Source organism: Chitinophaga sp. (assembly GCF_019236475.1).
GTDB lineage: Bacteria > Bacteroidota > Bacteroidia > Chitinophagales > Chitinophagaceae > Chitinophaga.
Genome location: NZ_JAFAIX010000010.1, coordinates 202,911 through 226,458, shown reverse-complemented (window position 1 = coordinate 226,458; position 23,548 = coordinate 202,911). Strand labels below are relative to the sequence as shown.

At 44.8% G+C, this 23,548-nt stretch carries 18 protein-coding genes; 10 read left to right on the top strand and 8 right to left on the bottom strand.

Annotated features, from left to right (window positions below; genetic code table 11):
* Nucleotides 1–75: 75 nt before the first annotated feature.
* From JO154_RS14495 to serA, 3 genes are all read right to left on the bottom strand, one after another.
* Entirely contained in the window at nucleotides 76–1,662 is a 1,587-nt protein-coding gene (locus JO154_RS14495) for a S41 family peptidase (RefSeq protein WP_291946709.1), read from the bottom strand.
* A gap of 41 nt (nucleotides 1,663–1,703) precedes the next feature.
* Nucleotides 1,704–2,528, bottom strand: a complete 825-nt coding sequence (locus JO154_RS14490) for a hypothetical protein (protein ID WP_291946707.1) — start codon at nucleotides 2,526–2,528, stop codon at nucleotides 1,704–1,706.
* A gap of 188 nt (nucleotides 2,529–2,716) precedes the next feature.
* Entirely contained in the window at nucleotides 2,717–3,952 is a 1,236-nt protein-coding gene (serA, locus tag JO154_RS14485) for a phosphoglycerate dehydrogenase (RefSeq protein WP_291946705.1), read from the bottom strand.
* Nucleotides 3,953–4,277: 325 nt separating this feature from the next.
* Here serA and JO154_RS14480 point away from each other — a divergent pair, with 325 nt between their 5' ends.
* Nucleotides 4,278–5,486 carry a serine hydrolase gene (locus JO154_RS14480; protein ID WP_291946703.1) on the top strand — a complete coding sequence of 403 codons (1,209 nt, stop codon included), beginning with the start codon at nucleotides 4,278–4,280 and terminating at the stop codon, nucleotides 5,484–5,486.
* Nucleotides 5,487–5,489: 3 nt separating this feature from the next.
* On the opposite strand, the gene JO154_RS14475 is transcribed toward JO154_RS14480, so the two are convergent.
* Nucleotides 5,490–6,467: a cation diffusion facilitator family transporter gene (locus tag JO154_RS14475; protein ID WP_291946701.1), complete on the bottom strand. Its 978-nt coding sequence runs from the start codon at nucleotides 6,465–6,467 to the stop codon at nucleotides 5,490–5,492.
* Between the two features lie 134 nt (nucleotides 6,468–6,601).
* Between JO154_RS14475 and JO154_RS14470 the strand changes: the two genes are divergently transcribed.
* Complete coding sequence (locus tag JO154_RS14470; RefSeq protein WP_291946700.1) at nucleotides 6,602–7,165, top strand: HD domain-containing protein; 564 nt, start codon at nucleotides 6,602–6,604, stop codon at nucleotides 7,163–7,165.
* 56 nt (nucleotides 7,166–7,221) lie between these two features.
* Here the strand turns inward: JO154_RS14470 and infC are convergent, their stop codons facing one another.
* The 3 genes from infC to JO154_RS14455 all read right to left on the bottom strand — a co-directional run bounded on the left by infC (nucleotide 7,222) and on the right by JO154_RS14455 (nucleotide 10,753).
* On the bottom strand, nucleotides 7,222–7,878 hold the full coding sequence (gene infC, locus JO154_RS14465; protein WP_291946699.1) for a translation initiation factor IF-3: 657 nt from the start codon (nucleotides 7,876–7,878) through the stop codon (nucleotides 7,222–7,224).
* A gap of 167 nt (nucleotides 7,879–8,045) precedes the next feature.
* Complete coding sequence (gene thrS, locus JO154_RS14460) at nucleotides 8,046–10,007, bottom strand: threonine--tRNA ligase (RefSeq protein ID WP_291946698.1); 1,962 nt, start codon at nucleotides 10,005–10,007, stop codon at nucleotides 8,046–8,048.
* 158 nt (nucleotides 10,008–10,165) lie between these two features.
* Nucleotides 10,166–10,753: a DUF3347 domain-containing protein gene (locus JO154_RS14455; protein WP_291946695.1), complete on the bottom strand. Its 588-nt coding sequence runs from the start codon at nucleotides 10,751–10,753 to the stop codon at nucleotides 10,166–10,168.
* Nucleotides 10,754–10,866: 113 nt separating this feature from the next.
* Here JO154_RS14455 and JO154_RS14450 point away from each other — a divergent pair, with 113 nt between their 5' ends.
* The 7 genes from JO154_RS14450 to JO154_RS14420 all read left to right on the top strand — a co-directional run bounded on the left by JO154_RS14450 (nucleotide 10,867) and on the right by JO154_RS14420 (nucleotide 21,883).
* Nucleotides 10,867–12,837 carry an ABC-F family ATP-binding cassette domain-containing protein gene (locus JO154_RS14450; RefSeq protein WP_291946693.1) on the top strand — a complete coding sequence of 657 codons (1,971 nt, stop codon included), beginning with the start codon at nucleotides 10,867–10,869 and terminating at the stop codon, nucleotides 12,835–12,837.
* A gap of 67 nt (nucleotides 12,838–12,904) precedes the next feature.
* The gene (locus JO154_RS14445; protein ID WP_291946691.1) at nucleotides 12,905–13,594 is read left to right on the top strand and encodes a response regulator transcription factor; all 690 of its coding nucleotides are present in this window, start codon (nucleotides 12,905–12,907) and stop codon (nucleotides 13,592–13,594) included.
* Between the two features lie 3 nt (nucleotides 13,595–13,597).
* Nucleotides 13,598–14,968: a HAMP domain-containing sensor histidine kinase gene (locus JO154_RS14440; protein WP_291946689.1), complete on the top strand. Its 1,371-nt coding sequence runs from the start codon at nucleotides 13,598–13,600 to the stop codon at nucleotides 14,966–14,968.
* Nucleotides 14,969–15,070: 102 nt separating this feature from the next.
* Nucleotides 15,071–16,348 (top strand): TolC family protein, encoded by a 1,278-nt coding sequence (locus tag JO154_RS14435; RefSeq protein WP_291946687.1) that lies wholly within the window; start codon nucleotides 15,071–15,073, stop codon nucleotides 16,346–16,348.
* A 4-nt stretch (nucleotides 16,349–16,352) separates the two neighbouring features.
* Nucleotides 16,353–17,444 (top strand): efflux RND transporter periplasmic adaptor subunit, encoded by a 1,092-nt coding sequence (locus JO154_RS14430; RefSeq protein WP_291946685.1) that lies wholly within the window; start codon nucleotides 16,353–16,355, stop codon nucleotides 17,442–17,444.
* 8 nt (nucleotides 17,445–17,452) lie between these two features.
* Entirely contained in the window at nucleotides 17,453–18,766 is a 1,314-nt protein-coding gene (locus JO154_RS14425) for a carbohydrate porin (protein WP_291946683.1), read from the top strand.
* Nucleotides 18,767–18,778: 12 nt separating this feature from the next.
* The gene (locus JO154_RS14420; protein ID WP_291946681.1) at nucleotides 18,779–21,883 is read left to right on the top strand and encodes a CusA/CzcA family heavy metal efflux RND transporter; all 3,105 of its coding nucleotides are present in this window, start codon (nucleotides 18,779–18,781) and stop codon (nucleotides 21,881–21,883) included.
* 224 nt (nucleotides 21,884–22,107) lie between these two features.
* On the opposite strand, the gene JO154_RS14415 is transcribed toward JO154_RS14420, so the two are convergent.
* Nucleotides 22,108–22,959, bottom strand: coding sequence for a slipin family protein (locus JO154_RS14415; RefSeq protein WP_291946679.1), 852 nt, complete (start codon nucleotides 22,957–22,959; stop codon nucleotides 22,108–22,110).
* Between the two features lie 141 nt (nucleotides 22,960–23,100).
* Here JO154_RS14415 and JO154_RS14410 point away from each other — a divergent pair, with 141 nt between their 5' ends.
* A complete protein-coding gene (locus JO154_RS14410; protein ID WP_291946677.1) occupies nucleotides 23,101–23,490 on the top strand; it encodes a hypothetical protein in 390 nt (129 codons plus the stop codon).
* The last annotated feature ends 58 nt before the right edge of the window (nucleotides 23,491–23,548 follow it).

Below are 23,548 nucleotides of genomic sequence, written 5' to 3'. Positions count from 1 at the left end.
AATGAAGAAGGAGCAAAATCGTAAAGGACATTCCTTTATGATTTTGCTCCTTTTAATATTTTAGGGAGACACGATCTACTTCAGACCTGCTTGGATTTTCCGGCTCAGGCGATAGTCCACCATGCCATTAAATGCTGTGTGCAGCGTATTACCCTTAATAGGTGTGAAGAAGTTATTAGACAGCGATTCTACTCTCGCCAAACTATACCCCTTTCCATTCAGATAATTATTGATCATGATTAGGTTATCATCGTAAGTGGTGTTTCCCCATGGCACGTTCACTCTGTCTGCGGCATTGGCGCCAGGATCTGGTGCGATCCCTGTAAAGTAGCCCCCTGAGTGGTTTGCATTGGTAGTAGCAAAGTTGATCGCATACAAATCAGCCAGATATTTCTGGGTATGTGTACTATCAAACATGGAAATATTGAAATCAATGAAACCTACTGGTTTACCATAGGTAGTATCCCCTACCAGGTGTACGCCATTGGTAAAGTAAGGACGCAGGTTGTTCAACGTTAGCTCACTGGCAGAAGCGGTATTTCTACTGGTAATGAAGAATACATTAGTCAGGCTCAAACTACCGGTGCTAGTACCATAATTCACCTGCGATTCCAGTCCTATTGAAGCTGCCACCGCCTGTAATTTATCATTGTACGTGTAATAATACATCACCTTTCCGGCAGCACTGGCAGGAGCAATCAGGTTATCCAAATACTCCGCTGTTGATACCGCTCCACCACCATTATAACGAAGGTCTACAATCAGATTCTTAATCCCTGCGGTTTTGAATTTATTGAAAGATGCATCAATGGCTGTTTTCGTATAGGTATCCTGTCCGGATGAATTGACAACACTAGAATAGGTGTACATTACAAAGTACCCTACTGGCTGATTGTTCATCGTGAGCACCGTGTCGAATGCAACAGGATTGACATTATAACTTGCGGCTGTCAGCGTAGTATTATAGCTGCTTCCATCATTGCGGATAAAGCCCAATTGTACGGAGCTGGATTTCAGGATTGCATTAGCAGCACTGGAGAGGAAGGTGTAAGTCGTATCAAATTTGGTGATACCATTGAAAGACACGATCTCCCAGCCTCTAGTAACGCCTTTCTGGCCAGCAGGACTGTTCTTATCCGCATACAATACAAAGAAGCGTACGCGTTTATTGGTGGCATCCCATACCGGCGCATATTCCATCCCAATATCTCCTGTTGTAGCCATTACATTCAGCGTTGCAGCAACACCGTTCATCAGCTTGTTGGTGAGCACACCTGTGCGATCCAGGAAGCTGTAATGATCGTAAGGCTTTTGAGTAGTTGGGTTGATAGCATAAGCCGCCATTGTGTTCAGCAATATATCCGCACTACCATACTTGGAATCCAGTGGATTGATCGTAGGCACAGAGTTATACCAATAGTAAGTGGGCAGGCCTTTAGAAGGCGTTCGGCCACCATCCGCATAAGATACCTGCATAATGTTGTACATGAGGTATTTCAGGGAATCTTCATTGGACAGTGCGGTGGTACCGCCACTAGTGGAGCCACCGTTGCTGCCGTTGTTATCGGCTGTTAGCTTATCCTTTTTACAGGAAAACACCAAGGTGACGCAGCATGCTGCCACTAACAACTTTTTTGAGAGGCTAAGTAATTGCTGTTGCATAATAACGATTATGGCTATATGAAATATGTTATTTCAAGGGATTAACGGTGAGTAGCCATCGTTTGTCTAGTCCAGAAGTCTTTGGCATAGAAAAGATTTTCCATACCCGGACCATTCAAACCATGATACATGCCATGTTCGCCCTCTTTATGATGTTCGGCGGGAGGTGTTTTACCTTCTTTCTGTGCAGCAACAATGGCAGCCTGTTTGTCTTTTTGTTCTTTTTCTTTTGCTTTACGGTCGTCGCGACTAAGAGGATTGACTTTAAACCTGTAAGCTACGGGCTTATCGTTGCTGATTGTTAAACCAAGATATTGTAGGGGGATGGCCAGTTCACATACCATATTTCCCTGATCGTCGAGGGAAGCGGCGCAGCGAATGTTTTTGTCATTCTTCACCGGCAGGTTTCCATCTGGTACGCCAATGAGGCCTTCCACATTAATTTGTTTTGCATTTTGTAAAACGCTTCTCCTCCACTCCACTGATGTACGTTGATTCTGGGACTCAACCACTTCAGGGGCATCCTCACCCAGCAGCGGGAATGTAACGGACGACACTACCTTTTTCTTTCCTGTGGGATTAACAGAGAAGGTAACGCCAGCCCGCATAATTTTCATCTGGCTAACCGGATCTGGAACATTTATTACAACATAAAGATTGTTGGAATCGTTCGCGATAGTATAAAATAATTTCGTGTCGTTATTATAGAAATTCAAAGGCTTCGGCCACTCGTTGGCTTTCCCGTCTATTTGGATATTAACGGGCGCCCATTTATTAGGATCAGCATCCTGTCCTTTTACCGAAGAGACCATAAACAAACCGGCTAACAGTGCGGTGCCGGGCAAAATTAACTTACCAATTTTCATGCAGATGAGACATTAATTTCGCCAAGATAGTTATTTATAGACAAGGTACGCAAAAACATTTTTTCCCGCTGCTATCACTCGATGAACAGGCCGATTGAAGGGGTGAATCCCGCTTACCAAGCAATGGACTACTGCCAAAAAGAAAGGCCGCCCATTGGGCAGCCTTCCAACTATTTGATCCATAGCTATTAATATAATAACCTGGTTTTGATAGTATGTTTTACTTCTTTCAACAAGGCCACCGCCTCTGCAGAAAGTTGTTTGTCTACATCCAATACCACATAACCAATCAACTCATTGGTTTTCAAATATTGTCCCAAGATATTGATCTTATTCTCAGAAAGTGCGGTGTTGATGGCAGACAATACGCCTGGCACGTTCTGGTGGATATGGAGGATACGATGCGTATGTTCCACTGCCGGTACACTGATCGCAGGAACGGTATGAGAACCGAAGCTAGCTCCTTTTTCCAGGTAGTTCAACAGTTTGCTACTAACGTCTAAGCCTATATTATGTTGCGCTTCCTCTGTGCTACCACCAATATGCGGGGTCAGGATCACATTAGGCAACTTTTGCAATGGCGTAGAGAATGCAGCGCCGTTTTTTTCAGGTTCTACTGGGAATACATCAATGGCCGCACCAGAGAGCCTGCCGCTAACGAGCGCATCTTTCAGTGCATCCAGGTCTACCACCTCACCACGGGCATAGTTGATGAAAATTGCGCCAGGCTTGATATAAGACAGTGTTTCTGCATTGATCATATTCTCTGTAGTCTTGGAAGATGGGACGTGCAAGGAGATGATGTCTGCCTGCTCAAACAATCCTTTTAAAGTCCTGATCTGAGTAGCATTACCAAGCGGCAATTTGGTTTCCGCATCGTAATACATCACGTTCATCCCCAGGGCTTCTGCCAATACGCTCACTTGAGAACCAATATTCCCATAACCCACAATACCCAGTGTTTTACCACGCAGCTCATAGCTACCGGTGGCTTCTTTCATCCAGATACCCTGATGGGCGGCATTATTCTTATCAATAATACGACGAATCAACATGATCGACAGGCCGATTACCAATTCCGCTACCGAACGGGTATTGGAATAAGGTGCGTTGAACACGGCTACGCCCACTTCTGTGGCCGCTTTCAGATCTACTTGGTTGGTCCCGATACAAAAGCATCCAATCGCCTGCAGCTTCTTGGCAGCTTGCAGTACTTTACGGGTTACCTGTGTCTTGGAACGAATCCCCAACAGATGTACGTCTTTGATTTCCGCTATCAGGTCTTCTTCGCTCAGCGCGCCCGACAACTTACGTACCGAATAGCCTGCGTTGGTGAATTCCGCAACAGCCGCCTCGCTGATGTTCTCCAACAATAAAATGCTAATCTTCTCCTTCGGATAACTTGTCAATTTGTGCTGATCCATAGTATTATATAAAATTATATGTATATTCTTTTTGTGCAATTGGCTTAATAATTGCTGCCTTCGCGGGAATTAACAAGGCACAAACCTACTAGATGTTGACGAATATTCAAATACTTGACCCAGCAAATTTGATTTTATCAAAAAATCAATGAAACGGTTGCAAGTTTTTTAATCAACAATACGTTCATCCTCTTAAAAAAACATTAAAACTGACCCGCGGCGGTATTTTTATTTGGTAAGGGGTAACATTCATAACTAATTTAGTGTTTTGTAATTACAACATGTTCGGGAGATCAATAGGCAATAAAGCGTCACACATTTCTAAATGAAGCGATTGAAAGCAGCAGGCATACTACTCACTATTACAGGAGTTGTCATCATCACAAGCTGTCAGAGTACAGCAGCACGAAAAGCAGCACATGCGAAAAAAACCACGGCAGACAGTGCATTATACACTATAGGACTTACACCGTCAGAAAAGGAAGCAATCCTTACTTCACCACGTACGATTCAAATACAACAAGGATTAAATGATTTTTATAGCAAGTTTGTCCGCACAGGATTTAACGGCGCTATGATTGTTGCCAGAAAAGGCGTGGTGATATTCGAGAAATACCATGGCCTGGAGAATTTTCGTACCAGAACCCCCATCATCGATAGCTCCGCATTTCAACTGGCATCTGTTTCAAAAACATTTACCGGCGCAGCAGTGCTATGGTTGGCGGATCATGGCAAACTCTCCCTGGAAGATAATCTACAGCACTACTTCCCAGAGTTCCCTTATAAAGGAATTACTATCAAGATGCTGCTAAGCCATCGCAGTGGCTTGCCAAATTATCTGTACTTCTGTGATAGTCTTTGGAAAGACCAGGATCGTTTTATCACCAATGATGAAGTGATCAAACTGATGGAAGTACACAAGCCTCCTATCCAACACCAGCCTAATACGCACTTCCAATATTGTAATACAAACTACCTCCTGCTGGCTTCTATTATCGAGAAAGTCAGTGGTCAGAAATATGCGGATTTCATGCAGCAAACAGTCTTTAAACCATTGTTTATGATGAATACCTTCGTATATGACCCTGCTTCCCCTGTAAGAGCGCACCAGACCCAAAGCCATAAGTTCAACGGTCAAGCAGAACCAGATACTTATTTTGATGGCGTAATGGGCGATAAAGGCATTTACAGTACTGCAGAAGATATGCTGAAATGGGATCAAGCCCTGTATTCCGGCCACTTCTTGAAACCGGAAACATTGAAGGCCGCTTATACCCCTTACAGCCATGAAAAACCAGGTGTTAGAAATTATGGCCTCGGATGGCGCCTGATGGTGTACCCAGATAGTACCCGTAATATCGTTTACCACAACGGTTGGTGGCATGGTAACAATACTGTCTTCTATCGTTTTGTGCAAGACAGCACTACCCTAATCATATTAGGCAATAAATATAACCGGGGTATTTACCACGCTGTTAAACCTATTCGGGATATCCTGGGCCACGGCGATGGCGAGGAATCAGGGGAAGAATAAAGATTACCCGTGCTTTCGGTTCGGCAGTACATTGTCTCTGCTCCAGGTGATTTCACCAGTAAAGGCATGACTCCGAACCGGGCATTCCGATTTCAAACAGTAATGACAACAAGATGGAATGCAAGGGTCCATATGAATAAAGAACTCCACTTCACTATTCTCAAACTCAGTATTGACAAGCATTTCCACCCTTTTCACTTCGTCATGGGCTTCACTCAGCTCCAAATAATAAGGTAAGGTGAGATGGCAATCGATATGATAATTATTGCCATATTGCTGTATACGCATGTTATGCACATCAATCCAGTTCTCTCTCCTATGCGCAGATAATATAGCTATCACACGATCCACCACCTGCATGTCGGTTTCATCCATCAATCCAGAAATCGAACGACGCATCAGTTTATATCCATTCACCAGAATCAACAGTCCCATCACTACAGAAACAGCCGGATCCAGCCAATTCCACTCGGTAAAATGAATGATTAATAATGCTACGATCAGACCAGCACTACTATACACATCTGTCATGATATGCTGACCATTGCCGGTAATGGTAATGGAATTCAGCATTTTTCCAGAGTGCTTCAAATATAGTCCCAGTAAGAGATTGGCCACGGTGGTAGCTCCCAGCAACCATATACCGCTCTCCATTTTATGCAGCTCTTTCGGATAGATAAAATATTGTGCTGCCTTGACAAGAATAAGTATGCCTGCAAAGAAGATCATGGCGCCCTCAAATCCTATCGAAAAGAATTCCACTTTACCATGGCCATAAGGATGGTTTTCATCTTTCGGCTTCCCCGCTAAGTAAATACTGTAACTGGCAAAAGCGCCAGCTACCACATTGATAATGGATTCCAGGGCATCAGATAAAATTGCAACGGAATGGGTCATTCCATAGGCCACGAATTTCACGGCAGTAAGGATAAAGCTCACCACCAAAGAAATCAGGATGACGCGAAGTTCTCTTTTCAGCAAAGGTTCAGATTTTTGCAAATGTAAACAGCGAAGGTAAACAAATTGTTATTTCACTCCTTCTTAATACTTCGATACGCTGTAATTAACGATCTTGATATATGCATATACGTTAGTCAATATAAAGATGCTGATTTATGGAAGACAGACACGCAGCTATCGCAGCGGAAATATTTTCACTTTATGAAACCCACGGCCACAGAGCCTATGGAGAGGATGTCACCATGCTGATGCATATGATGCAATCGGCATTGATAGCAGAAGAACAAGGATTTGATGATGAGATGATCCTGGCAGCATTCCTGCACGACATTGGCCATTTTTTTGAAGAGGAAGAACAGATGGAGGGTTATGGTACAATGGCGCATGATACGCTTGGGCGCAGGTTTCTACAGGAAAGAGGTTTTCCTGAGCGACTCATCCTCTTAGTAGCCAGCCATGTACAGGCCAAACGTTACTTGACGTATTCCGACAGTGCTTATTACGATACCCTCTCTGAAACCAGCAAAAAGACACTGGCCTTCCAAGGCGGCCCCATGACGGAAAAAGAAGCGGCTGTATTCCGTGCTGACCCACTGTTTGAACAGTATATCCAATTGCGTATCTGGGATGATATGGGCAAAGAAACGGGTATACCTGTCAAGGAAACAGATCTACAGCGTATGAAACAACGCATCCTCCATTACTTGGAACAGGCATAAATAACTAAAGCAGCCACGCTCCTGGCGTGGCTGCTTACATATTTTAACCCAAAGTCTTATTGAGCGCTATCTTCCTGCTTGCTTTCAGCAACGCGAGGTTCTTTTGGCTCTTTCGCTTCCTTAGGTTGTTTGTCTTTTTTCTTAGCGGTTTTTGGCGCGAAGATCGCAATCATACGCTTACCTTCCATGGTAGGCATTCCTTCCAGTCCACCTACTTCTGCGAGTCTTTCTGCGAATTTCAGAAGGATCAGCTCACCACGCTCTTTAAACATGATAGCACGGCCTTTGAACTGCACATAGGTTTTCACCTTGTTTCCGTCTTTCAGGAATTTCTCGGCATGTTTGGCTTTGAAGTCGAAGTCGTGATCATCGGTATTAGGCGTAAAGCGAATTTCTTTCACTTCGCTTTTGTGCGCATTTGCCTTCATCTCCTTTTCCTTCTTCTTCTTCTCGTAGAGGAATTTGTTGTAGTCGATGATACGGCATACGGGAGGTGCTGCGTTTGGAGAAATTTCTACCAGGTCCAGTCCCTGTTCTTCCGCCATTCGAAGCGCATCTTCAGTTTTATAAACGCCCACTTCGATATTCTCGCCTACGAGTCTTACTTCAGGAACACGGATCATCTTGTTTGTACGATGTTCCTGTTGTTGCTCTCTACGAAAATTTGGGTTTCTTCCCCTGTTGTTAAAACTTGGTTTGGGTCTGTTTTGCATTAAGAAAATAAAAGTTAATTAATAAATTGTCCAGTGTCCATGGTCCACATACCTCCATGGACCAAAAACAATTTCTGCAAAAGTAATGCGAAAATCTTTAGCAATAAACATACCTAAAAATAGTAATGTTCATTAGCTTATATTCTTTTTTTCCACATTTGTAAGAACTATTCAAATGGTTTCCTGTTCACCACTTCCTCATTTACCAGTGCTTTGAACTGATCCATGGTCATGGTACCCAGGTCTCCTTTGGACTGACGGCGAACGGCTACCAGATTATCGGCAGCTTCTTTTTCACCCAGTACCAACATGTAAGGGATTTTTGCGAGCTCGGCTTCACGAATCTTCTTACCAATTTTTTCACTTCTGTCATCGATCTCTGCACGAATGTCGGCTGCTTTCAGTTGTGCTGCCACTTTTTCAGCATATTCCTGACTCTTGTCAGAGATAGGCAGAATTTTCACCTGTGTAGGCGCCAACCACAGCGGGAATTTACCGCCACAGTGTTCGATCAATACGGCGATGAAACGCTCCAGGGAACCGAATGGTGCACGGTGAATCATTACCGGACGATGCTTCGCATTGTCAGCGCCAATGTATTCCAGCTCAAAACGCTCTGGCAGATTGTAATCTACCTGGATGGTACCCAACTGCCATTTACGGCCCAGTGCATCTTTCACCATGAAGTCCAGCTTAGGACCATAGAACGCAGCTTCACCGTATTCCACTACTGTAGGCAGACCTTTTTCAGCAGCAGATTCGATAATAGCTTTTTCCGCGAGTTCCCAGTTTTCATCTGTACCGATGTATTTACTGCGGTCTTCTTTAGAACGCAATGATACCTGTGCGGTATAGTTGGAGAAACCAAGACTGTTGAATACATACAACACCAGGTCGATCACTTTCATGAATTCTTCCTTCACTTGGTCAGGACGACAGAAAAGGTGCGCATCATCTTGAGTAAAGCCTCTTACGCGAGTCAAACCGTGCAGTTCACCATGTTGCTCGTAGCGGTAAACAGTACCGAATTCGGCAAAGCGTACTGGCAAATCTTTATATGATTTAGGAGATGCTTTATACAGCTCGCAGTGATGCGGACAGTTCATCGGTTTCAGCATGAACTCCTCACCTTCTTCTGGTGTGGTGATCGGGCGGAAACTATCCTGGCCGTATTTTTCATAGTGACCAGAAGTCACATACAGATTTTTGTTACCGATATGCGGTGTAACTACTGGCAGGTAACCGGTAGCCATCTGTGCCTCCTGGAGGAAACGTTGCAGGCGTTCACGCAGCAGCGCACCTTTTGGCAGCCACATAGGAAGCCCCAAGCCTACTTTCTCAGAGAAAGTAAACAGTTCCAGTTCTTTACCCAGCTTACGGTGATCACGTTTTTTCGCTTCCTCAATCAGTGTCAGGTACTCGTCCAGCTCTTTCTGATTAGGGAAAGTGATACCGTAGATACGGGTCAGCATTTTGTTTTTCTCATTACCGCGCCAGTAAGCACCAGCGATGTTGGTCAACTTGATCGCTTTGATAAAGCTGGTATTCGGAATATGAGGCCCACGGCACAAATCCGTGAATCCACCCTGTGTGTAGAAAGTGATGGTACCATCCTGCAGATCATTGATCAGTTCCAGTTTGTACTCATCTCCTTTTTCAGTGAAGTATTGCAGCGCATCTGCTTTACTCACTTCCTTACGGGAATATATGCTGTTATGCTTGGAAAGCTCCACCATCTTCGCTTCTACCTTTCTCAGGTCTTCTTCGGTGATGGTACGACCTCCCAGGTCAATATCATAATAGAAACCGTTTTCAATTGCCGGACCGATACCCAGTTTCACACCAGGATACAGCGCTTCCAGCGCTTCCGCCATGAGGTGAGCGGAAGAATGCCACATGGTAGACTTGCCATCCGTGTCCGTCCACGTAAGTAACTGCAACGTTGCATCCGTCGTAATAGGTCGGGTGGCATCCATTACCTCCCCGTTTACCTTTGCAGCCAAAACCTTACGCGCCAATCCTTCACTGATGGATTTGGCGATGTCCAATGCAGTAACGCCAGCATCATACTGCCGCACCGCGCCATCTGGTAGTGTGATATTTATCATACGTTGTTCTATAGTATCCATTTTTTTGAAAGGATACCGTTGTTCCTTAATAAAATGTTTGCGAAGTTAAGAAATAGCTGTCATCTTTTAAGCAACCGCTTTCAGAAAATGCAAATTATATATGTCAATTTTCGTAAAATAATATGAAAAACGGCAACGGGATTGCAGTATTCAAAATCTTACTTATATATCAGGGAATCGTTTGTAGACCCACAGTCCAGCATTTTCTCACCAAAATAAGGATTGGTGATCTTTCTTGTTTCGCTTAACCAGTAAGCGCCTTTGTCATCAAATGCCATTGGGCAGAATTGTCGGTAGACAGCATGGCCCTTGAATCCGGTGGCTTTCACTAAGTCAAACAGCATGTCGGAAACCATTTGAAAGGATTCCCGCTTTCCTTCTATACCCGTTTCTCCTTGTAATCCTACTAACTCGGCACTGATACTCCCCCCTATGCCGGAAATATTGCCCAAATGCGCACTGTCCATCTGTAACTGTGCATAAGGTAAACGATCTATATGCTGCTTCAGGGCCAATCCAACTACAGTGGCAGTGGCGGTATCGGCCTTCACCAATGCAGCAGAGAGATGATAGTAAGTATTCATTACTTGGTTCAGGGAGTCATACCATACCTGGCTATAAGGGGCCTGTAATGCAGATCCTGCTGTTTGTGTCGCCTCTTCTGTTTTAGGACCTTGTTGTTGGCAAGAATAAAGGGTTATACCTAATATCAATGCACTTATAGATGCATATATTTTTAATTTCATAATTACTAAATTGTTAAACAAAACTAAAGAATTGTATTCATAGAGATTATAATCTGTGATTTATGCTTATTATCAGTAACTTTGCACGTTTATTTTAACTATTTGCTTAGATTATGTTAATCGCTTTACAGGATATTACATTTGAGTTTGGCTCCAGGGTGATATTGGAAGATTCCTCCTGGCATATTGAACCCGGAGACCGTATTGGTCTGATCGGGCTGAATGGTACTGGTAAATCTACCCTACTTCGTATCATTAATGGTGAATATTCTGTCTCCAAAGGAAGCGTAAACAAAAGTAAAAACCTTACTATTGGTTTCTTCAACCAGGACCTCCTCAGCTTTGAAACGGATGAATCCATCCTCACCGTGGGCATGATGGCTTTCGGCAAAGCCCTGGAACTGGAAAAGGATATTGAAAGAATTACCCAGGAACTGGAACATAGCCAGACGGATGAACTCCTCCATGAATTTAGTGATAAATTACATGAATTCGAGTCGCTCGACGGTTACAACATGAAACATAAAACTGCCCAAGTATTGGAAGGTTTAGGTTTCAGCACCGCCGACCTGGATCGCCCATACAGCCAATTCTCCGGAGGCTGGCGTATGCGCGTACTCCTGGCCCGTCTCATCCTCCAACAGCCGGATGTACTCATGCTCGATGAGCCTACGAACCACTTGGACCTTCCTTCCATCGAATGGCTGGAACGCTACCTGACCGGTTATAACGGGGCTGTAATTATTGTTTCGCACGACCGCTTCTTCCTCGATCGAATGGTAAACGGTATCGTAGAGGTTTATCAGCAACAGTTGCACCACTACGCCGGTAACTATGCCGACTATCAGGTGGAAAAGGAACTGCGTCGCGAAATGCAGCAACGCGCCTACGAAAACCAACAGGATTACATCCGTCAGCAGGAACGCTTCATCGAACGCTTTAAGGCGAAAGCCTCCAAAGCCGCTCAGGCACAGAGTATTGCAAAAAGACTCGATAAACTGGACAGAATTGAACAGGTAGATAATGGTCCTTCTAAAATCAGGATCAACTTTACCGTGGAGAGAATGCCCGGTAAAATTCTGTCTACCTTAACCAATATCAGCAAAAGTTTCGGGAATAATGTGATCCTGAAAAATACCAGCGCTGAAATCAACCGCGGTGATAAGATCGCGCTGATCGGTGCCAACGGTAAAGGTAAATCCACGCTGCTCCGTATCATTGCTGGTGCAGAACCACATGAGGGAGAAAATACACCAGGTCATAACGTGATCACCAGCTTCTATGCACAGCACCAACTGGAATCCCTGGACCTGAACAGCGAAATCCTAGATGAACTGAAAAACTGCGGTAGCGGCAAAACCGAACTGGAACTGCGTCAATTGCTGGGTTGCTTCCTCTTCACGGGAGATGATGTGTTCAAGAAAATCCGTATTCTCTCCGGAGGTGAAAAAGCCCGTGTGGCACTGGCTAAAACCATCATCGGCCAAGCCAACTTCCTCATGCTGGATGAGCCTACGAACCACCTGGACATGAACTCTGTACAGATGCTCATCGACGCGCTGAACAAATATGAAGGTAGCCTCGTACTCGTATCGCACGACCGTTACTTTGTTAGCCAAACGGCCAACAAAATCTGGGAAATCGTGGATGGAGAAATCAAGGAATTCAAAGGTACTTACGCAGAATGGGAAGCTTGGAAAAAACGCATGGCTGCCAACAACGCACCGCAGCCTGCTGCTAAGCCAAGTCCAGGGCCTACTCCCACCATCGCTGAACAACCTAAAAAGGAAGTAAAACAGGAAACTGTCGCTCCTAAAGGCGCTATCAATAAGGAAGTGCAAAGGGAACTGCAAAAACAACAGAAACAGTTTTCCAACGTAGAAGGCCAGTTGGCCAACCTCAAAGCCCGCAAAGCGGATCTAGAGGCTAGTCTCGGTAAACCTGAGATCTACGGGGATAAAAATAAATTTGCCTCCGTGGAAAGCGAATACAATGATGTATTGAAATTCCTGGAGAAAGCTAATCAGCAATATGAAGAGTTGTTTGAGAAAATCATGCAACTGGAAGCATCGTTGATGAGTTAATATTACTGAAAGCCGGCAGCTACCCCTGCCGGCTTTTTCTGCACCCTTCAAAAAAAATTACATTTTCATGCAAAAAATCCTTGTTGTTGAAGATGAAGTGAAAGTGGCCAATGCGGTTAAGAAAGGACTAGAAGAAAATGGTTTTGATGTTGACCTGGCTTACGACGGCCGTATGGGCAAAAGCCTGGTGGTTAGCAATAATTATGATCTGGTAATCTTGGACCTGAACCTCCCTCACAGTAACGGTTATGAACTATGTGAGGTCATTCGTGCCAAGAATATCCGAATTCCTATCATCATGCTCACCGCCTTGGGTGGTATGGAAGATAAAATGCAGGCTTTTGAATTGGGCGCAGACGATTACCTGGTAAAACCCTTTGATTTCCGTGAACTGCTAGCCCGCATCCGCGTATTTCTCAAACGCGCCGGTGCTGAAACAGCCCAAGGCACTAATTATAAAATTACTATCTCCGACCTGGAAATTGACCGGGAGAAAAAAGAAGTATCCCGCGGAGGCCGTAAAATCGCGCTCACCGCGAAAGAATACCAACTCCTGGAATTCCTGGCGTTGCATAAAGGGAAAGTGATCTCCAAACTCACCATCGCGGAAAAAGTATGGGATATCGACTTCGATACAGGTACGAACGTGATTGAGGTATACATGAATTTCCTCCGCAAGAAGATTGATAAAGACTTCGACAATAAACTGCTACATACCAAAACAGGGATGGGCTATTATCTCTCCGAAGAACAGTAAGTCTTGAAGATTAAATATAAAATAGCACTCTACTACACCACATCGGCCACGCTGATGCTGATGATTTTTGCAGTGCTGGCCTATTATTTCTCCTCCAAGTCGCGCAAGGCGGAATACCTCGAAAGACTGGAATACCGCGCCCGGTCTATCGCCAATGTAATTATTGAAGATGGTCATGTAAAAGTAGACCTACTCCGAAAGCTGGACCGTACTACGTTCCAGGATCTCTACAAGGAAGCGATCCTGGTATATAATCCCAACTACGACCTGCTGTATAGTAATCTGAAAGATACTACCATCCGGACCCACCGGAGTTTACTCGATTATATTACGCTGAATAAATCCTACAGTTATGAGAAAGGTAACGGTGAGGTAGTCGGCATCTACTACACAGAGGGCAATGTGTCGGTAATTGTGATCGTGTCTTCCTTTGATAAATATGGTTATCAAAACCTAACCAATCTCAGTCAAATCCTGCTACTGGAGCTCGCCACCGCCATCATTGTATTGGTAGGTGTGGGTTATTTCTTTGCCCGCAAAATGGTGGAACCGATCGACAAACTAGTGAAGGAAGTAGATAGTATCAACGCCAATAACCTCCAGGACCGCCAGGTAGCGGTACAAGGGAAAGATGAAATTGCCAAGCTGGCGGCCAACTTTAACACGATGCTCCAACGTCTGAGTGATTCATTCGATCTCCAGAAAAGCTTTGTGAGCAATGCCTCCCACGAACTACGTACTCCCCTCGCCTCTATTATCAGCCAGTTACAGGTAACGCTGTCGAAAGAACGCAATGCCAGCGAATACCAGGATGTCCTTAATTCCGTATTGGAAGATGCAGAAAGCTTGACGGATCTTACTAATGGCCTGCTGCAATTGGCCCAGTCAGAGATGAAAGACCAACAATTCGTTTTCTCCAATGTACGTATAGACGAGTTGTTGATGGATATGGCCAACTTGATCCGCTTGAAGCAAAAAGAGAGTAAAATCGATATCCAATTCAATAAACTCCCCGACAATGACCTGTTGGTAACCTGTTTCGGGAACGACTCCCTTTTAAAAATTCTCTTCATTAATCTCGTGGATAATGCCTGCAAATTCTCCCGAGACAATACCGCACATATTAGTATTGATTTCTATACGCAGTACATCATGGTGCAGGTAAGGGATAACGGTATCGGGATACCTCCAGATGAACTGAATAAGATATTTGAACCCTTCTATAGAGGCCAGAATGTTGGGAAGACACGAGGTCACGGACTGGGATTATCCATTTGCAAAAAGATTATACAGATACATAAAGGACATATTACTGTTACCTCCACCCCCAACGAAGGCACTACATTTACGGTCATTTTACCACATATGTTGTAGACTGAATGCCGCGCAACTAATCTTATTTTAATCTGTTTTTAATACGGGTTAAAGCTCGTTTTAATCTCATTTTAAGATTTTTGTCCCTTCAAATTGGGCTATATGCGAACATTCAGGATGCTGATCGTATCAGCATGCACTATTGGCTTGGGCTTTAAACAACCTCTCAGAGCTCAAAGTCAGCCAACACCTATAACGCTGCAGGCAGTGGAAGACTCCTTCCTCGTCCGTAACTATGCTTTACTCGCACAACGATATCAAATTGATGCATCCAAAGCACTTATTAGACAAGCGAAAATCTGGGATAACCCCAGTTTCAATGCCACACTGGGTTTTGGAAGCACAGACCATGTGCAACCCTTTAGAGTAGGCTCCGATGGAGAAACCTCGTACAACATCGATCAGTTGATAAGACTGGCGGGCAAACGTAATAAGAGCATTCAACTGGCTGCTGCTGCCAGCAAAATGAATGAGGCCACCTTCGATGAACTGGTACGCGTTTTAAAGCTGCAACTGCGCCAGAATTACTACAATATTTATTACATCCAGCAATCAGGGAAAGTACTGAAAGAACAGATGGGCAATCTCCAGACGATCGTCAACGCATATGTGGATGCCGATAAAAAAGGAGCTGTTGCACATGCTGATTTAGTGAGACTCCAAGCCCTCCAAGTGGGACTAGAAAACGATTATGCGGACCTAAAGCAGGATGAACTCGAATCACAGAAAAACCTCCAACAGTTACTTCATAGCCAGGACTTCTACGTGGCCAGTTTGCAGCCTGCGGACCTGGCCCATTACAGTCTAGATCATATCCAATTGCCACAACTCATGGATAATGCTACCCAAAACCGCCCCGATGTGAAAGTAGCGGCTTTGGAGTACCAGACTGCCGAACTGAATTACCGATTACAGAAATCCCTGGCGGTGCCTGATTTACACGTGGGCGCTACTTATGACAAGCAAGGTAGTTATATCAACAACTTCATTGGATTGACTGTAGGCATCGACCTTCCTCTCTGGAACCGCAACCAGGGCAATATCCGCTCTGCCCAATATGCCATGAAAAGTGAAGCCGCTCAATTTCAGCAGCAACAGAACATTGCACAGACAGAAGTGTTAAATGCCTATCACCGTATCATTCAGTTGGAAAAGCGTTACAAAGACTTTGACCTGCACCAGTTTCAGGGCGAGTTCGATACGCTGATAACAGAGGTAGCGAAGAATTTCCGAAAAGGTAACCTCTCCCTGTTACAATTTATTGACTACTTCAACAGCTACAGCGATAACGCAAAAAATATCAACAAATTTTTATCAAACAGGGTTAATGCATACGAAGAACTCAACTATGCTACAGGACAAGAATTATTTAAAAACTAAGCACATGACGCGCCCTATCATATTCATCGGGTTTTCGCTGCTGGCAGCAGTTATATGGAGTGGATGCAAACACACCCAGGCTGAAGATACAGAGAAAAGTACTTTCGTTCTCAGCGACACCATGCTCAAAAATATCCGTATTGATACTGCCCGCATGCAACCGGTGCAGAACCTACTTCGCCTCTCCGGAAAGGTCGCTCCCAACGGCGGTAAAGTACTGAAAGTATTTCCCCTGGTGAGTGGTTATGTGCAAGATATCAAAGTACAATTAGGCGATTACGTACAGAAAGGACAAGTACTAGCAGTGATTCATAGTGCGGAAATCGCCGATTATGAAAAACAATTGGCACAAGCCCGCTCCGACCAAGGCGTGGCCGAGAAAAACCTGAAAGTAGCACAGGACCTGTACGACAGCCGCCTCTCCACTGAAAAAGATGTAGTAAATGCCAAAGGCGACCTGGCAAAATCCAACGCCGAAATCACACGCCTGAACGATCTTTTTAAAATATACCGTAAAGGGAAAGGCGCTACCTACCTCGTAACAGCGCCGATTTCCGGATATATTATTGAGAAGAACATCAATAATAACATGGAGATCCGTACCGATAACAGCACCAATATCTTCACTATCTCCGAATTGGATGACGTATGGGTAATGGCCAATGTGTTCGAAACAGATATCGCGAGAATCAAAGAAGGTTATGATGCGAAGGTCGTAACCGTGAGCTACCCTGATCAGCCCTTCCATGGCCGTATCGACAAGATCTATAACTTCCTGGATCCCGCTACCAAAACCATGCAGGTGCGTATCAGCATCGATAATAAAAAAATGGAGCTTAAACCCGAAATGTTTGCCACCGTCTATGTTTCCTATAAAGACAATGATGAGAAGATCGCAGTGCCATCTGCTTCCGTCATTTTTGATAATAGTAAAAACTATGTACTGGTGTTTAAAGATAAATTCAACATTTCAGTAAGGCAAGTAGAAGTAGCCAAAGCCGCTGGAGATGTCACTTACATTCAGTCAGGCCTTCAGCCCGATGAGAAAGTGATCTCCAAAAATCAATTACTTATTTACGACGCACTAAAAGACTAATCGTCCGTATGAAAAAATTTTTAACCGTCGGACTCCTGTCTCTCGGCGTCTTGCATGGATCAGCACAAGAAAAGAAAGATTCACTGATCCCCTACACATTTCACTTCCAGCAAACGCTGGTAACGCAGTGGCATCCTGATTTTCCGGCTAAATACACCGGATTGAACAGCTTTGAAACCCACGAGCCTGGAGCCACCTCCATTACCAGTACCATATATGCCGGTATTCGCCCGGTGAAAAACCTGGAACTGTTCATCAACCCGGAACTCGCCGGAGGAAAGGGTTTGAGCAAAGCCACTGGTATCGCCGGATTTCCTAATGGTGAAACCTTCCGGATTGGTGACCCTACCCCTAAGATTTACTTGGCCAGAGCTTTTGGCGTGTATACGTTGCCGTTTACCTCCCGTGTAGAAACCGATGAGGATGACCAGAACAACGTAGCGGGAACCACTCCAATGCATTACCTCCGGTTCATAGTGGGTAAATATAGTCTGGCCGACTATTTTGATTTGAACAGCTATAGCCATGATCCAAGAACGCAGTTTCTCAACTGGGGCTTGATGAATAATGCCGCCTGGGATTATCCTGCGGATGTACGAGGTTATACCATGGCCGTTACCCTGCAATACCGCAAGGATAACTGGATGGCGCAAATGGCCTCTTCATTGGAGCCAGTTGAAGCCAATGGCCCAAAACTGAACTATAACTATGGTAAGTCCAACGGCTGGATGGCGGAACTAACGCATACGCACCAACTCCATGGTAAACATGAAGGGAATATCCGTTTCATGACCTTTCTGAACCAAGCCCCTATGGGCAATTACCTGGAAGCCATCCGCGTAGCGGTAGATACGCCTAATGTGGATGCTGTTGGCCGCAATGGCCATACCAAGTATGGTTTCGGGATCAATATGGACCAGGAATTCACCGATGATGGTGGCGCTTTCCTCAAAGCTTCTTGGAACGATGGTCATAACCAGACATGGGCTTTCACAGAAATTGATCAAACCATCAGTGCGGGATGGGTGCAGGCAGGTAACCGCTGGCATCGTCCACAGGATAGAATGGGATTGGCAATTGTAGTGAATGGCATCTCCCGAGATCATCAAAAATACCTCGCCGCAGGCGGTTATGGTTTTATGATCGGCGACGGACAACTGAACTATGGCCATGAAGGCATCCTGGAGTTATACTATAGCTGGAACATTTCTAAACTGCATCTTGCCATTACTCCCGACTACCAATTTGTGCTCAATCCTGGCTACAATAAAGACCGCGGACCAGTTAATATCTTGGGAATCAGGACCAGAGTGGCTTTCTAAAGAAACAGGAACATGAATAAATTTATTCGAAATATTGTAGCATTCTCCCTTAAGAACAAACTCTTTGTTTTTATCGGGGTAATAACGCTCATTATCGCAGGCGTTTTCTCCTTTGTACATACACCTATCGAGGCGTTTCCCGATGTGACCAACACCCAGATCGTCATCGTTACCAAATGGAACGGTCGTAGTGCACAAGAGGTAGAACGCTTCGTAACACTGCCTATTGAAGTATCCATGAATGCCGTACAACGCAAAACCAGCGTGCGTTCGGTGACGATGTTCGGACTCTCTGTCGTAACAATTATTTTCGAAGACGATGTGGAAGATTTCTTCGCCCGTCAGCAAGTAAACAACATGCTGGCCACGGTGAGTTTGCCCGATGGCGCTGGTCCGGAAGTACAACCTCCGTATGGCCCTACCGGTGAGATTTTCCGCTATTACCTGAAAAGTCCAAAAAGGGATTCCAGGGATCTACTCACCTGGCAGAACTGGGTGATAGACCGTCAAATCCGCAGTGTGCCCGGCGTTGCAGACGTGGTAGCATTCGGCGGACAAGAAAAAATCTATGAGCTTTCCGCTGATCCAGTACGATTGGCAAAGTATGATATTACTCCCCTAGAGCTTTACCAGGCTGTCAGTAAAAGTAACGTGAATGTGGGGGGAGACGTGATTGAAAAGAACGGCCAAGCTTATGTGGTGCGCGGTATCGGGTTGCTCAACAGCATACAGGATATCCAAAATATCATCGTTCAAAATATCAATGGCGTTCCCCTACTCGTTAAAGATCTCGCCAACGTGCACCAAGCCTCTGCTCCTCGTGTAGGTCAAGTGGGATTGGACAAAGACGATGATATCGTGGAAGGGATTGTGGTGATGCGTAAAGGAGAAAACCCTTCCGAAGTACTCGCCCGACTGAAAGAAAAGCTGAAAGAGCTGAACGACACCGTATTGCCGGAAGACATCAAAATGGTGACCTTCTATGATCGAGATACCTTGATGGAATTCTGTACCCATACGGTGATGCATAACCTATTAGAAGGTATCATTTTCGTGACGGTGATTGTATTCATCTTCATGGCCGACTGGCGTACTACCGTGATTGTATCGATCATTATTCCATTGGCCTTGTTGTTTGCGTTTATGTGTCTGCGTATGAAAGGCATGAGCGCAAACCTGCTGTCGATGGGCGCTATCGACTTCGGTATCATCATCGATGGAGCTGTTGTGATGGTGGAAGGGATATTTGTAATGCTAGACCATAAGGCCCATAAATACGGGATGGAACGGTTTAACAAGATGGCCAAATTAGGCTGGATCAAACAGACCGGCGGCGATCTTGCAAAAGCAATCTTCTTTTCTAAACTCATCATCATCATTTCCCTGGTACCTATCTTCTCTTTCCAGAAAGTAGAAGGTAAAATGTTCTCGCCGCTGGCCTGGACACTGGGATTTGCATTGCTGGGCGCATTACTGTTCACCCTAACACTGGTGCCAGTATTATGTTCTATTCTCCTAAACAAAAATGTAAAAGAGAAGAACAATGTAGTCGTGCACTTCTTCGATCGCATAGTGACCAACGGGTTTAGCTGGACTTACCGTAACAAGCGATTGAGCCTCATTGCATCATTGGCCTTTATGGTACTCGTATTTCTATCTGCCAAATTCCTGGGAACAGAGTTCCTGCCGCAGTTGAATGAAGGTTCCCTCTGGGTAACCACCGAGTTACCAATGAGTATGTCGCTCACAGAAAGCACGAAGATGGCCCGTGATATTCGCCAGGATCTGGGTGGATTCCCAGAAGTAAAACGGGTGCTCTCACAAGTAGGTCGTTCTAACGATGGTACCGATCCTAATGGTTTTTACTTCGTACAATATCAAGTAGACCTGGTACCGAAAGCAGATTGGAAACGTAAGATTACACAGGATGAGTTGATCGCGCAAATGGAAGGCCGACTGAGAAAATATCCTGGTATTATCCTGAACTTCTCCCAGCCTATCAGCGATAACGTATCGGAAGCCGTAGCAGGTTTCAAAGCTGCCAATGGTGTGAAAATATTCGGTGATGATCTCGTGAAGCTGGAAGCCTTATCACAGCAAGTGGTAGCACAGTTGAAGAGTGTACAAGGTATCAAAGACTTGGGTGTTATCCGTAATATTGGTCAGCCGGAAATGAGCATCAACCTGGATGACAATAAAATGGCCCAGTACGGTGTATCTACCGGTGATGCACAGGCTGTGATTGAAATGGCCATTGGCGGTAAAACCGCCACTCAGTTGTATGAAGGAGAAAAGAAATTCGACATACGTATCCGTTACGATGAGAACTATCGTAAAACGGAAGATGATCTGGCCAACCTGATGGTGCCTACCATCAATGGTAATAAAGTGCCGCTGAAAGAGATCGCAGAGATCAAAACGATTACTGGTCCTGCCTTCATTTATCGCGATACCAATAAGCGTTTCATTGGGGTTAAATTCTCCGTTCGTGACCGCGACTTGGGAAGCACCATTGCAGAAGCACAGGAACGCGTCAGCAAAGCTATTAAGCTGCCAAAAGCCTATAGCATTGGCTGGACAGGTGAATTTGAAAACCAAGTACGTGCTACCCAACGACTGGGACAAGTAGTACCTATCAGTATCGTAGCCATCTTCCTTGTATTGTTTATCATGTTGGGTAATGTGAAAGACGCGGGTCTGGTATTGATGAACGTACCATTTGCGCTGATTGGAGGGATACTCGCATTGCATGTTACTGGTATGAACTTCGGTATCTCAGCAGGGGTAGGTTTCATTGCGCTCTTTGGTATTTGTATACAGAATGGCGTGATCCTGATTTCTGTATTTCATAAGAACTTGGAGCAACGCATGAATCTCAATGATGCTATCAAATCAGGTGTACAGAGTCGTATTCGTCCAGTGGTAATGACCGCCTTGATGGCGGCAATTGGTTTGGTACCAGCGGCATTGTCTCACGGTATTGGATCTGAGACCCAGAAGCCACTGGCCATTGTAGTGATCGGAGGATTGATAACAGCTACGGTATTGACGCTGTTGGTATTCCCGATCATCTTCTATACTGCATATAGAAAAGGAATTGAACAGAAGGCAGTGTAATGCCCGCTAAGCACAGAGAAGCAGATGCGCCGTCAATAAATCGTGTCTCTGCGTATCAACCCTCTCCTGCTTTGCGAGATAAAAATTTTTAGTTCGCATATAGGTTGATAGAATGGGCCCAGCAACAGAAAGGGCCGGATGATATCCAGCCCACTGTAAAAGACTCAATCGCTCCACCCCGCCGAGAAGAAACCACGCGGGGTGGATTTTTTTTGTAGATTATTTTATTCCTTTTTAAGAAGGCCTCCTAACTGCATAGTATCGATCGCAGAGCTAGGTACAATCACAACGGTAGCGTTTTGTTTAAGTCCTTCATAAAGCATGTTCATTGCTCTCAGATGCAGCGCCGTAGGGTTGTTGGCATATGTCTTGGCGGCCTCGTTGAATTTCTCTGCTACTTGTCGTTCTGAATCTCCGAGGATCACTCTCGCCTGACGTTCCCTTTCTGCCTGCGCCTGCATGGACATCGCGTTTTCAAGGGAGGGTGGTATCAATACGTCTTTAATCTCTACAGATCTTACCTGGATACCCCAGGGCTCAGTACGTTCATCGATAATTTTCTGTAACACCGCACTGATTTTCTCTCTGCCTTCCAGCATATCTGCCAGTAATGTTTTACCGATTACATCACGCAGGGCGGTCTGTGATGCCCAACTGATGGCGTTTATATAATCTGCTACTTCCAGTGCTGCCCGCTCTGGGTTCATCACTTTCCAGAACAGTACCGCATCTACATCTACCGGAACGGTATCTTTGGTCAGCGTTTTTTCCGCTTTAAATGATGTAGCGATCACCCTGGTATCAATCCAGTATGCAATGGTATCAATCACGGGTATGATAAAAAAAAGTCCCGGCCCTCTGAGACGCCAGAACTTGCCTAATCGTAGTACCACTGCCCGATCCCAGGGATCTGCAATTTTGATGGCCGATGATACCAGTGATGCGATCAATATCCCTACCGCCACAATAACCGCACTACTAGCTGATTTCATGCCAGTGCCAGAATACGCAATTCCTACGACCGCGGCAAAGATGATAAAGAATATAACGGTAGGAAAAATATTTTTGCTCCTCATTTTTTTTACCTCCTTCCAGGCTGTTTATGGGTAAGCCCATTAGATAAAACAATCGAGTAAACGGATAGTTTAACGCTTGCTGAGGTAGCTCTCCGATTTTTGAGGTACTTTTACTGTAGCGAAAAATACTAAACCGAGCGTATGAACGACATATATCTACATCAGTTTAAAAAAGGGTTACAGCAAATTCATTGGGAACATGCGGACCTGGTTACACCAGATGCGATTGCATTACATTGGAATAATTTTGTGCAAGAATGCCAGGGCGTTTATGCTGGTTCTGTCTTCGATTTTGATGAGGGAATCGTGTTCAGGAGTATGATGGAGAAAATATTAGAGGACAGGGAACTGCGGGTCTATCCATCATTCATGGATTTTGTAGATACGGTGCATAAAACAGATAATACCTTCAGCGCATTAACAGTGGATGCCAGGGCCGGTGAATTCTGGTGGGAACGCGCATTGTTGCGAGATACTGGGCCTCTTTATAAGGAACAGATACAGTTGTACTATGGGATCGTATTTCTGTGAAATAATTTACACACAATGGGCGTCTCAATGATATTTGAGACGCCCATTCTGAGACATT